General features: G+C 52.7%; 13 protein-coding genes. 9 read left to right on the top strand and 4 right to left on the bottom strand.

Features of this window, described 5'->3' with window-relative positions:
• Positions 1–29 precede the first annotated feature (29 nt).
• From FBF29_01160 to murD, 3 genes are all read left to right on the top strand, one after another.
• Positions 30–1,307 (top strand): insulinase family protein, encoded by a 1,278-nt coding sequence (locus FBF29_01160; GenBank protein ID QJU07310.1) that lies wholly within the window; start codon positions 30–32, stop codon positions 1,305–1,307.
• Positions 1,308–1,448: 141 nt separating this feature from the next.
• Positions 1,449–2,624, top strand: a complete 1,176-nt coding sequence (locus FBF29_01165) for a hypothetical protein (protein ID QJU07311.1) — start codon at positions 1,449–1,451, stop codon at positions 2,622–2,624.
• Positions 2,599–4,008, top strand: a complete 1,410-nt coding sequence (gene murD / locus FBF29_01170; GenBank protein ID QJU07312.1) for a UDP-N-acetylmuramoyl-L-alanine--D-glutamate ligase — start codon at positions 2,599–2,601, stop codon at positions 4,006–4,008. The genes FBF29_01165 and murD overlap by 26 nt, the downstream gene beginning before the upstream one ends.
• On the opposite strand, the gene hpt is transcribed toward murD, so the two are convergent.
• Together hpt and FBF29_01180 are read right to left on the bottom strand one after the other, a co-directional pair.
• Positions 3,999–4,538 carry a hypoxanthine phosphoribosyltransferase gene (gene hpt / locus FBF29_01175; GenBank protein ID QJU07313.1) on the bottom strand — a complete coding sequence of 180 codons (540 nt, stop codon included), beginning with the start codon at positions 4,536–4,538 and terminating at the stop codon, positions 3,999–4,001. The genes murD and hpt overlap by 10 nt on opposite strands.
• 16 nt (positions 4,539–4,554) lie before the next feature.
• The gene (locus tag FBF29_01180) at positions 4,555–5,184 is read right to left on the bottom strand and encodes a hypothetical protein (GenBank protein ID QJU07314.1); all 630 of its coding nucleotides are present in this window, start codon (positions 5,182–5,184) and stop codon (positions 4,555–4,557) included.
• Between the two features lie 35 nt (positions 5,185–5,219).
• On the opposite strand from FBF29_01180, the gene FBF29_01185 reads away from it, so the two are divergent.
• The gene (locus tag FBF29_01185; GenBank protein QJU07315.1) at positions 5,220–6,299 is read left to right on the top strand and encodes a peptide chain release factor 2; all 1,080 of its coding nucleotides are present in this window, start codon (positions 5,220–5,222) and stop codon (positions 6,297–6,299) included.
• Here the strand turns inward: FBF29_01185 and FBF29_01190 are convergent.
• Positions 6,275–7,105, bottom strand: coding sequence for a hypothetical protein (locus FBF29_01190; protein ID QJU07316.1), 831 nt, complete (start codon positions 7,103–7,105; stop codon positions 6,275–6,277). The two genes, FBF29_01185 and FBF29_01190, sit on opposite strands and share 25 nt — an antisense overlap.
• A gap of 62 nt (positions 7,106–7,167) precedes the next feature.
• Here FBF29_01190 and ftsE point away from each other — a divergent pair, with 62 nt between their 5' ends.
• The 5 genes from ftsE (at position 7,168) to FBF29_01215 (ending at position 11,713) form a co-directional block, all read left to right on the top strand.
• Positions 7,168–7,857, top strand: coding sequence for a cell division ATP-binding protein FtsE (gene ftsE, locus FBF29_01195; protein QJU07317.1), 690 nt, complete (start codon positions 7,168–7,170; stop codon positions 7,855–7,857).
• Positions 7,854–8,855, top strand: a complete 1,002-nt coding sequence (locus FBF29_01200; protein QJU07318.1) for an FtsX-like permease family protein — start codon at positions 7,854–7,856, stop codon at positions 8,853–8,855. Before ftsE ends, FBF29_01200 begins: the two co-directional genes overlap by 4 nt.
• Before the next feature lie 82 nt (positions 8,856–8,937).
• Positions 8,938–10,071 carry a CHAP domain-containing protein gene (locus FBF29_01205; protein QJU07319.1) on the top strand — a complete coding sequence of 378 codons (1,134 nt, stop codon included), beginning with the start codon at positions 8,938–8,940 and terminating at the stop codon, positions 10,069–10,071.
• Between the two features lie 59 nt (positions 10,072–10,130).
• The gene (locus tag FBF29_01210; GenBank protein QJU07320.1) at positions 10,131–11,309 is read left to right on the top strand and encodes a S41 family peptidase; all 1,179 of its coding nucleotides are present in this window, start codon (positions 10,131–10,133) and stop codon (positions 11,307–11,309) included.
• 23 nt (positions 11,310–11,332) lie between these two features.
• Complete coding sequence (locus tag FBF29_01215) at positions 11,333–11,713, top strand: response regulator (protein QJU07321.1); 381 nt, start codon at positions 11,333–11,335, stop codon at positions 11,711–11,713.
• Positions 11,714–11,835: 122 nt separating this feature from the next.
• Here the strand turns inward: FBF29_01215 and FBF29_01220 are convergent, their stop codons facing one another.
• A complete protein-coding gene (locus FBF29_01220) occupies positions 11,836–12,108 on the bottom strand; it encodes a 50S ribosomal protein L27 (GenBank protein QJU07322.1) in 273 nt (90 codons plus the stop codon).
• Between the last annotated feature and the right edge of the window lie 131 nt (positions 12,109–12,239).

Consider the following 12,239-nt stretch of genomic DNA (forward strand, 5'->3'; position numbering starts at 1 on the left):
AAAACCGGTGGGCAGAGAGCGACAGACAGATGAAACATACGGTCAAAGAAATAAAATTGAAAAACGGCGCGAAAGGCTTGTTTATTGATGTGCCGGACGCGACAGTGATGAGCTTTCAGGTGCAGTTTCGAGCGGGCAACCGCTACGTTCGCGACAAGGATATCTACGAGACGGCGCACATCATGGAGCATATGGCGTTTGGGGCGAATGAGAAGTTTCGTTCGGAGCACGCGTATGAGCAGGAGTTTACCAAGAATGGCGCCTATCATAATGCGTTCACCTCTGATTATTCAATGGTGTACGAGGCGGCCTGCGCGGATTTTGAATGGGATCGGATTTTGGAATTACAGCGGCTGGCGATCACCACACCACGCTTTAATGCCGAAGAACTAGAGGCCGAGAAAGGTAACGTTCGGAGCGAGCTGACCGGCTATCTCAATAACCACAACCGCGTGATGTGGCCGCGGGTTCAGCAAGCACTGGGCGAGGATATTTTGACATATAATCAGCGGCTGAAAACGATTGACGCGATTACCCTAAAAGACATCAAGGAGCATCATCGGCGGACACATACCCTCAATAATATGCGGTTTGTGGTGGCCGGCAAGTTGACCGGGCGGATGGCGACGATTCGTGAATCGCTGGAGCAGTGGCAGCTAGAGCCGGGCGAGCGATTTGCTATTCCGCACGATAACCTGTCGAGTGCCGCGCCGATTTTTGTCCGCCGCAAGGAGGCCTCGAATCTGACATTTGGCTGGTCGATGAATCTGCCGCGTGAGCTGAGCGATGAGGATTCTGACGCTATGGGCTGCTTGAATCATATCTTGACCGGGACGATGAGCTCGCGGATTTTCGGGGCGGCGCGCAAGAAGGGGCTGGCTTACGGTGTGTTCAGCGACACTTCGGTCGGGTTTTATGATTCGGCGTGGGACTTTGGCGGCCAGGTCAACCTCGAGACAGCAGAGGCGCTGTTCGATATCATCGTGCGCGAACTGCGCCGAGTGCTGAACGGAACGATCACCTCAGAGGATATCGAGAATGCCAAATCGTATGCGCTGGGCCGTTACCAGATGGGGGCACAGACGGTGGCCCAAATCAGTAATTTTTATACCGGGCGTTATTTTGCCGATGATTTCGTCAAGAATTATGAGGGCGTGCCGACAGCGATTTTGGCAGTGACTGCCGATCAAATCGTTCGGGTGGCGCGAGAGTTTTTTGCGGCAAATACCTGGGTGCTTGCTGGCGTGAGTAGCGGCGATAAAGAGCTGCTCGGGCGACTGCAGAAGAAGCTCGAGGGGCTGTTTTAGGCGGGATCTTCCTGCGCTTATGCTTGAGAAAGATAACCCTTGTGTATTACCATTACTATGGGGTTATTCAGTTGGACTGAGGTGAGTGGACTGTCTTTGGAATAGCCGGTTTATTTAGTCGCAATGCGAGAGGAGTAGAACATGCATGAACATAATCTAGTAGAGACCGATCTTGGTCCAGCAATATCGGAGCAGGAGCGAGCGGAGCTGCTCGGGCGGATGATTGCTGATCAGGAGCGTAGTGATGCGGCTGCTGAAACACTAGAGCGGGATATTGATAAGGGCCGCATACTAGAGGGTCGAAATGTGTTGGCACTCGTCAGTACGATCTATCGTGAAGTGCGTGATCTGCGCAGGAGTATTATAAATGGCTCGCGGCCTATCGATCCTTCCGCTGTTCATCTTGTGGCGAGTATGCCCCTTGATTATACCGACAATCTCAACAATAGGCATAGGGATGATGCGATTTGTTTATATGAAGTATGCAAGGCGACTGAGACTAATAGGAATTCGTTGCGTCCAAAGGATGAGGAGGAACTTATCGAAATCCATATGAGAAAGCGACTTCAGCCGTATGTCGACTCTGGGCTTATTCCCGAGAGTATTATCATTGAAGCGCGTACAGTTAAGTCGTCCTATGACGATCGGCTTCCGGCGCTTCCGTATGGCTCGGTAATTTTTAGGGCTAACGTATATCCACGACAAATTGATGAAGGAGTTAAAGAGAAGGCCGTTAGTGATGCAGTGTTGCGAGAGATAGGCGAACACGCGATTCGGAGTGATGCTTCGCAGCATAGTACCGCTGGTTCTGAAAAGTTAACTCCAGAGAACGATGAGGTTATTTTACAGCCAGATGACCTCGCTATATTGCATTGGTGCTCCAAAATTGCTGAGTTTGCACGAGTTGTACGCCAGCGCGCCCTGGAGGATCGGCAGAAAGGGGATGGAATATACCCTAGTGTTGCCAGTCAAGAGCGGGCTATATTTGTTAATCAAAACAGCGATGACAAAAACCCAACAGTTTCATCCCGGTTCCCACGCAGGCCTTTGCTACGCTATGATTTTGTGCCGCAGGTTACTGGTGACTATATCGTCGACTATATCCGAGACGATCTTTTGCATCGCCTTCAACCCCATATAGATTCCGGATTAATCCCTCCAGTTGCTGTTAACGTAGAGCTACGTCGGCATAAAGCGGAATCGTATGTGGTTGCCCGAGTTAGTTTTGATACTCTTAGTAAAGAGTGGGGTAAGAAGCTGCAGGAGAGAGATGTAGTCAATTCAGCGCTAGATGTTCCAATATCTCGAAGTTCTTGATGGTATAATAGAAGCTATGAAGATCATTATCGCTGGCTATGGCCTTGAGGGTATATCAAGTTTGAGATATTTTCAGCAGGCTTTTCCTGATGCTGAGTTTGTGATTGCTGACCAGAAGGCGGTTGAAGATGTGCCGGATGGCGTGGCAGTGCGGACTGGCGAGTCGGTGTTCGCCGAGCAGCTGCAGGATGCCGACATGGTGGTGCGAGCACCGGGTGTGCCGCCGCGGCTGCTCAAAACGTCGGGCAAAATATGGTCGGCGACCAATGAGTTTTTTGACAAATGCCCAGCACCGATTATCGGTGTCACGGGGACGAAAGGCAAGGGTACGACCTGTAGTCTGATCGCGGCAATCTTGCGGGCGGCCGGTCAGACGGTGCATCTGGTTGGGAACATCGGTGTGCCGGCACTGGACGCGCTGCCAAGCATCACAAAGGATGACTTCGTTGTGTACGAACTATCGAGTTTTCAGCTGTGGGATCTCGAGAAATCGCCGACCATTGCCGTGGTATTGATGATCGAGCCGGATCATTTGGAGGTACATACGGATTTTGCCGAGTACCTCGATGCCAAGAAGAATATTCATCGTCACCAACAGGATGGTATATGTTTATATCACCCAACGAATAAATACTCACGGGAGGTAGCCACCACACTACTTGATAGGCCGTTGTATGGGTGTGACTGTGAGACATGTAGTGAATACTGCGGAGATGATGAGTTAAATTTCGCGTACCGCTATGCTACCCCCGACGAGGATCAGGTGTATATCCGGGACGGCTACTTCTGCGTGCAAGATCGGCGGATTTGTCGCACCGATCATTTGCGGCTGCCGGGTGCGCACAACCTCGAGAATGCGTGTGCGGCGATGAGCGCAGTGACGGAATTGCCGATCACAGTGACTGACGAGCAGTACGCGGCTGGACTAGAGAGTTTCACAGGATTGCCGCATCGATTAAAATTTGTTGCTGAGAAAAACGGTGTGAAGTATTACGATGACAGTATCGCTACCACGCCAGGCAGTGCCATTGCAGCGCTGCGGGCGTTTGAGGCACCGAAAGTGCTGATCGTCGGCGGGTACGACAAGGGGGCGGATTATGATGAAATGGCCGCGGAGATTGTCAAGCAAATAGTGCGGGCGGTGATCATTATCGGGGCGAATGCGGCGAAGATTGAGCAGTCACTGCATCAAGCGTCGGTGACGGCGACAACAGTGGTGCTCGGTCAGACAACGATGGTGGATATCGTTGCCCAAGCCAGTCAATTATCTCGCCCGGGCGATGTTGTCATCCTCAGTCCAGCGGCCGCCAGCTTTGGTATGTTCAAAAATTACGTCGACCGCGGCGAGCAGTTTGTGGCGGCGGTGGAGAAGCTTTATCCCTGATACACCTCAGGCTTCAACACTCCGATATACGGTAGGTTTCGGTATTGTTGGCGGAAATCTAGGCCGTAGCCGACGACGAATTCGTTAGGGACGGACAGGCCGACGTAATCGGCGGCGACGTTGGCGATACGTCGTTCGGGTTTGTCGAGTAGTGAGCAGACTTTGACCGAGGCCGCACCGCGACCAGCGAATAATTCTAGCAATTTTTCCAACGTTCGGCCGGTATCGACGATGTCCTCGACCAACAAAATATGCCGCCCAGTAACGTCGCTATCAATGTCTTTGAGAATAGTGACCGCGCCGGATGATTCAGTTGCGTCGCCGTAGCTAGAGACGTCAATGAAATCGATTTCCATATAGCAATCCATGGCGCGCACCAGATCAATCATGAACGGCGCCGCACCGCGCAGTACGCCGATGACGAGCGGATTCTTGTCCTGGTATTCGTTAGTCAGCTCCCGACCCAGCCGCGCCACCGCGTCATTAATTTGTTCAGTAGTTACGAGGATGGTAGCGATATCTTGATTCATAGGGGTAGTATAACAGTTAATTGGCGAAATCACTAATACGTTTAGCGATGTTTACGGTAGGTTCAATAATGAGGCAGTGAGGAAACTGATGACTCAATCGTTTCTCAAGTGCCAAATAATGTGTACAGCCGAGGATGATAATATCACTGCCATGTGCGACACTGGTTGCTACTTCACCAAGTGCGATGTCATCAGTCAAACCCTGATCGATCATGCGCGCCCACGTGCGAGTATCTGGTGTGTCAATATGAATACCAGCAGCATATTCACTGATAAGCGCACGCAGACGCTGGCTGTGTTTGGTGGCGTTTGTCGCCAGCATGGTAATATGATGTGATTTGGTCAGGATGACGGCCGATTTGATCATCGGTTCAAAGCCGATAAAGCATACATCTGGGTAACGTTGCCGCAGCGAGCCAATCGCGTTGGTCGTGGCGGTATTGCATGCTATAACAATAATGTCGCATGATAGCAGCGGCTGAATGGCAGCATCGGTTAGCGTGATAATCTCTTCCGGTGAACGATTGCCGTACGGTGCGTGCTCGCGGTCGATCGCCGTGATGTACGAATGCTGCGGCAGTAATTTTTTCAGCCTCTTTGCTACTAATTTGCCGCCAGTTCCCGTATCAAATATGCCAATCTTCATACAAAAAGTATAGCAAAATTGTTACAATAGTACCCATGCAACCACTCAAAAAACGCATCCAAACCCTGCAGTCAGAAGTAGAACAGGCCAAGGCGGCGCTGGATTTTGCGGCGCTGGAGCAGGAGATGGCGGCGCTGGACGAGCGGCTTAATCAGCCGGAGATTTGGCATAATCCGGACGAGGCGCAGGCCTTAGCGAAAAAGGCGGCTAGCTTGCGTCAGACAGTTGAGCCGTGGCAGACACTGGGGGTGCAACTGGCGGATATCGCTGAGTTGATGGAGCTGGGCGACGATGATCTACTGCCGGAGTTTGAGGCGCAGGTGGCGGCGCTGGAGCAGGAGTTTACCCGGCGCAAGACTGATCTGCTGTTCAGCGGCCCATACGACAACCGCGAGGCGGTAGTGCGAATTTCGGCCGGCGTAGGCGGGCTGGATGCGCAGGATTTTACGGCCATGCTGGAGCGGATGTATCTACGCTGGGCGGAGAAGTCAGGGATGAAAGCCGAAACGCTGGAGCGCTCAACCAATGATGATGCGGGGATAAAGACGGCGGTGTTGGAAATTTCTGGGCCGTTTGCCTATGGAAAATTGCGCTCAGAAAATGGCGTGCATCGGCTGGTGCGCCTCAGTCCGTTCAATGCTGATAATTTGCGCCAGACTAGCTTTACGTTGGTGGAGGTGCTGCCAAAGATTGATACGCCGGATGAAATTGCGATTGACCCGAATGATCTGAGGATTGATGTGTATCGCTCGGGCGGTAAGGGCGGCCAGGGTGTGAATACCACTGATTCGGCGGTGCGGGTGACGCACGTGCCGACGGGAATCACGGTGGCGATTCAGAACGAGCGCTCGCAGATTCAGAATAAAGAGACAGCGCTGAAAATCTTGCGCTCCAAGTTGCTGGCGATGAAGCTGGAGCAGCACGCCGAAACGCTGTCTGACCTCAGGGCTGGCGAGTCAGCCAACTGGGGCAGCCAGATCAGAAATTATGTCCTGCACCCATACACACTGGTCAAGGATACGCGCACTAAGCACGAGAATCGTAATGCCCAAGGGGTGCTGGATGGCGATATTGATGAATTTATGGCGGCTTATTTGCGTGAGTCGCGCGGCTGACGGAAGACAGCAATGGTGATCATCACGGCAAAGGCGATGAGGCTGATGACCATGACGGACAGGAAATGTACGCCGAATGGCCAAGCAGCTTGCCTGACGAGAACGTCGATCGGATATTTTCGGTTAGTGTCATCGCCGATGATGTAATAGAGCCACGCACATGTACCCACCAGAAAGCACACCATGGCGAGGCCGTACCATACCAGTGTCGACGTGTGGCGTGCGAGCCATCGATTTTTATCGGTAATTGCCTTGTTCTGCCAGCGGTTGGTGCCAATAAGCGTATAAAGCGGTAAGGCGAGACAGCCGGTAGCCAGGAGCAGCCCAGTCGCAGTGTACATGATATATACGAAAATACCGCTGTGTTGTGCTATGTCTTGTAGTAGCGTGACGTGGGGCGTGAGGAATAGGCATATAAGCGTGGCGCCAAGCGACATGACCATAAGTAGCGCCAATAGTCGCAAGCCAATCTCCAGTATCCTATAGGTGCGCCGTACAGGTTGCGCTGACTCATCAGGTGATTGCCCCACGAGCTGTCGTAGTCCACGTCCGAGGTAATATATACCCCAGACGATGCTGATAAATAGGAATAGTCCACCGACCAGGAAGAGTGGCCAGCGTAGAGCGTTAGCAGTTTGTCCAGGAGCCTCGCAACACGACCAGGTGTCTTGCGGTCGCGCCGCGTCAAACGTATCCGGCAGGAGTGGCACGCTGATATTACTGATAATCATTAACCCGACTCCAATGATACTGAGGGCGATAAACATGATACTGAGGCGATTGAGTAATGTAGCTGAAGGTTTCATATGTCTAGTGTAGCATGGTTCGTCGCGCTGATTCGCGCCATCGTAAAAAATCTGCTATACTAATGGAAATGATTTTGTTAGATAGGGTTACCAAAACATATGGCAAGGACAACAAGCCGGCCTTGAATCGGGTGAGTGTTCATGTCAAACCGGGCGAGTTTGTGATTTTGGTCGGAACGTCGGGCGCGGGGAAGTCGACGCTACTCAAGCTGCTGACTCGCGAGGAGAAGCCGACTGGTGGCAAGATTGTCGTCGGTGGGATTGATTATGATACGCTCAAGGACAAGCATATCCCGCTGCTACGCCGCAAGATTGGCGTGGTGTTTCAGGATTTCAAGTTGCTACCAAACCGGACGGTGTTTGAGAATGTAGCCTTCGCGCTGGAGATTGCCGGGATGACTAACCGCGAGATCAAATCAACAGTGCCAAAGGTGATCGAGCTGGTGGGGCTGAAAGGCAAGGAAAAGAATTTCCCGCACCAGCTATCTGGCGGTGAGCGCCAGCGGGTGGCAATTGCCCGGGCGGTGGTACGCCAGCCAAAGATTTTGATCGCGGACGAGCCGACCGGTAACCTCGACCCCAAGCATAGCTGGGATATTGTGCGCTTGCTGGAAAAGATTAACAAATACGGCACCACGGTGCTGCTGACCACGCACAATGTCGATATTGTCAATAAGCTCAAACGCCGGGTGATCACCATTGATCACGGTAAAATCACCTCTGATCAAGCCAAGGGGAGTTACAAGCAATGACCGATATTTCACGTAAAGCCGCCGCCAAGGCGCGCGTCGATCCCAAAGTCCTTAAGCGCACGCGGCAGCGTCGCCGTCGAGTGCTGACGTTCTGGCGAATGTGCCGGTATGGTATCAATAATTTTAGCCGTAACACCTGGTTGACGATTGCAGCGACTGCGGTGATGGCGGTGACGCTATTGATCATCGCCCTCACTATAGCCGCCCGCCAAGTGCTGGTTGACTCAGTCGATACAATTTCACGCAAGGCGGATATGTCAATTTTCCTCAAAGGCTCAACCGAGCAAAAGGTGATTGATGAGTTGATATCGCGCCTGAGTAAGCTCCACAATGTCGAAAAGGTAACGTATATTTCAGCAGAGCAGGCGCGGCAAGAACAGATTGAGCAGCACAAGAATGACCCGGCGTTTCTTGAGGCGATCAAAGAATCAAGCAATGAAATGCCGGCGTCGCTGCGGGCCTCGCTCAAGGATTTGAACGACCAGCGACCACTGATTGAGTTTACGAAAAACGACGAGCTGTATAAGAAGCATAAAGACCCGACCAAAGAACCGTCGTTCATCGGCGATCGACGTGAGGCGATCAACGCCATCGGTGATTGGGTACGGTTTGCCAGTATCGCTGGCTCGATTGCTACGGTGGTGTTTGTGGTGATTTCGTCGCTGGTGGTGTTTAACACCATCAGGATGGCAATTTTTAACCGCAAAGATGAGATCCAGATGATGAAGCTGATCGGTGCCGATCGCGGATTTATTCGTGGGCCGTTTATCGTTGAGGCGATCATGTATGGATTTATCGCGGCGCTGGTGGCCTCAGGAATCGGGTATCTATTGCTGTTTTCGGCACACGACAAGCTGGCGGTGCGGCTGCCGATGGATAACTTGATGAATATTAGTACCACGTATGCTGGACTGGTGGTGCTGGCGATGATTATGATCGGTGCGGTGATTGGCATTGTCTCGTCATTGATCGCGACGCGCAAATACTTAAAATTATAAGCTATTTTGTCGCTGACCCCTGAATATTTACTGAGCCAAGGCGCTTGACGTCCATATGTCGCTTGTGCTAAAATAAAAAGCAATGAAGATACGGTCCACCACACCAGTTTCGACATCACGAGCCACACGGGCAGCTCTCGTGGCGGTTAGTGCTGTTGTTTTGGGCGCTGGCGTGTTCCAGCTCGGCCCACACGTATTCGCGCGTGACTATGAAGCGGAAATTAACGCTCTCAACCAACAGGCGCAACAGGCGCAGAACGAGGCCAATCGTCTCGGGACGATGGCGGCGACGTTGGAGGAGGAGCTGGGGCGCATTAACGCGCAGATTGATTCGATTCGGGCGGAAATTGCCAAGAGTCAGCAAAAGCACGACGCATTGGTTGCGGAGATTGCTAAGAACAAGCTAGCGATTGAAAAGAACCGCAAGGTCATGGGTAAAATCTTGTCGGATATTTACCTTGATGATCAGATTTCGCCGCTCGAGATGCTGGCTAGTTCCAAGTCAATCGGCGATTATGTTGATAAGCAGGAGCAGCGTAGTAGTTTGCGATCATCGCTGAACGATAAGATCAAGGAAATTAAGGCATTGCAGGCTAAACTGGAAGAGAATAAAAAGTCAGTTGAGAATGTGCTCAAAGACCAGAGGGCTCAGCAGACACAACTAGCGTCCAAGCAGGCAGAGCAGGCCAAGCTGGTTAATGACACCAAGAATGACCAAAATGCCTACGCGGCCCTGGCGACGCAGCGGAATAACCAAGCAGCGAAACTACGCGAAGAGCAAGCGGCGGCTAACCGACGAGCGCTTGGCGGGGTGTCAATTCCGGGTGGTATCCCGGGTGGTGGCGGCTATCCAGGCGTCTGGGCAAACGCACCACTGGATGCTTACGTCGATCCATGGGGCCTATATACGCGCGAATGCGTGAGCTATGTGGCCTGGAAGATCCACAGTACCGGTCGGTTTGTGCCACACTTTGGTGGGGCTGGTAACGCTAATCAGTGGCCATCAACAGCGGCGCGATACGGCATCCAGAGCGGTTCGGCACCAAAGGCTGGCGCGGCAGCGGTCATGAATGTTGGCTATTATGGACACGTGATGTACGTCGAGTCGGTTAATGGTGACGGCACAATTACGGTCAGTGACTATAACTTGGCGTGGGACGGTCTGTATCGGAAGTATACGCGTTCAGCCTCGGGCCTAACCTACGTATATTTTTAATAGCACGATGAGTCAATAAAACCCTCGCATCAGCGGGGGTTTTTGTGTACAATAGATATATGACAGAGCAACGGAGGGTAGGAAGGCGGGCTCGCTTGTTTTTGGGCGGGCTGCTGATTGCGATTGTGAGTTTTGTGGCCGGAACGCGGTCGGATTTAATTATGGCGCAGGTCGGGTCGCTGTTTGGCCTCAGGACAGCGACGGGGTCGCTGGATGTATCAACGGTGCAGCGCGTGTACCGTGAGCTAAAGGCTCATTATGACGGTACGTTGGATGAGCAAGCACTTACGCGTGGGGCGGCGCGCGGTATGGTGGCAGCGACGGGCGATCCGCACACGGCGTACATGGATCCGGATGAGGCCAAGGAGTTTGAAAAGAGCTTGTCGGGCAATATTGGTGGCGGTATCGGGGCGGAAATTGCCAAGCGGCATAACGTGCCGACGATTATCCGGCCGCTCAAAAATAGCCCAGCCGAAAAGGCGGGCATCAAAGCTGGCGATGTCATCGTCAAGGTCAATGACACGGTGGTGACTGATATGCCGGTTGATCAAGTGGTGCAGCGCATTCGTGGCGATGTTGGCACGACGGTCAAGTTGGTGCTGTCGCGTGGCGGCGAGCGTAAAGATGTGACGGTGACGCGCGAGAAAGTCGTTGCGCCGGCTGCTGAGTGGAAGATTGATGGTGAGATTGGTATTTTGACAGTGAGCCGTTTCAATGATGACACCGGCAAGCAGGCGCGCCAAGCCGCCGAGGAGTTTCGCTCGGCAGGTGTTAGGAAAGTCATCCTCGACCTCAGGGGAAATCCTGGTGGTACGGTGGCGGCCGCGCAGGCGTTAGCAGGGCTGTGGCTGAATAATCAGGTGGTGATGACGCAGCGGCGCGGCGAGCAGGTTGTCTCGACGGAGAAATCGACCGGCCAGCCACTCCTCGGTGATATCAAGACGGTTGTGTTGATTAACGGTGGTAGTGCCAGCGCCAGCGAGATCGTGGCGGGGGCGCTCAAGGATTACGGCAGGGCGACGCTGGTTGGTGAAAAAACCTATGGTAAGGGCAGTGTGCAGCGGCCGATTGATCTGGCGGACGGCTCGGTTCTAAAAGTGACCGAGGCGCGCTGGTATACGCCGCATGGCAAGAATATTGATAAGTCGGGTATCGAGCCGGATGTCAAGGTCGAGATGACGACGGGGGCGGCGGATAATGGGCGTGACCCACAGTTAGAGAAAGCAAAGAGTGTCTAGACTCAAAAAAGGAGGGCAAGGATATGCAACACAGGAAAAAAATACTATTAGTTGAAGATGACACGGCACTGGCGGCAGTCTATCGGTCGCGGTTGGAGCTGGAGGGCTTTGAGATTCGTGAGGTGCATAATGGCGAGGACGCACTGTCGGCAACGGTGGCGTTTCGGCCAGATCTGATCGTGCTGGATGCTATGATGCCGAAAATTAGCGGCTTTGACGTACTTGATATCCTGCGCAATACGCCAGAAACGACCAATGTGCGAGTGATCATGCTGACGGCGCTGAGCCAGCAAAAAGACCGAGAGCGAGCAGAGGCGCTGGGCGTAGATGAATATCTCGTCAAGTCACAGGTGGTGATCGGCGACGTGGTAGCGCGAGTAAAGCATCATTTGGGCGTGTCGTAGCTGCCTGGAGAAACTAGCCGCTCAAATACTACTAGCGTAGCGGGATAGGCAGCTAAATGAACGGGTGTAATCAAATGGGTGCAATCTGGACGCCGGGATAGCAGGTCATAGAATAGTGCTGACTAGCCAACGCAAACTTGGGTTCGTCGCTCGGTTTTGCCGGTGAACTTGGTTTTCTTGACTCGCTTAAAGGTAACGACGCCGGACTTAGCAGCGTGGATGGTGTAGTTGCGGCTCATGTATGCGCCCTTACCGGCGACCTTGGTAGCGCCTGTTTGGCGGACGAGTACTTCGCCGGCGTTAACTTTTTGGCCGCCGAAACGCTTGACGCCGAGGCGTTGGCCAGGGTTGTTGTGGATGTTTTTACTTGAGCCACCAGCTTTGACTTTTGACATTGAAACTCCTTAAATTTTCTAAACCTAATCCGTACCAGTATAAGTGACGGCTGATAAAAAGTCAAGGGGCTTTACTTGATTAGGCGGGTGTTATATAACTAGGGGCTATGAACGAGCAGAATATGACGAAA

This window comes from Candidatus Saccharibacteria bacterium oral taxon 488 (assembly GCA_013099015.1).
GTDB lineage: Bacteria > Patescibacteriota > Saccharimonadia > Saccharimonadales > Saccharimonadaceae > Nanosynbacter.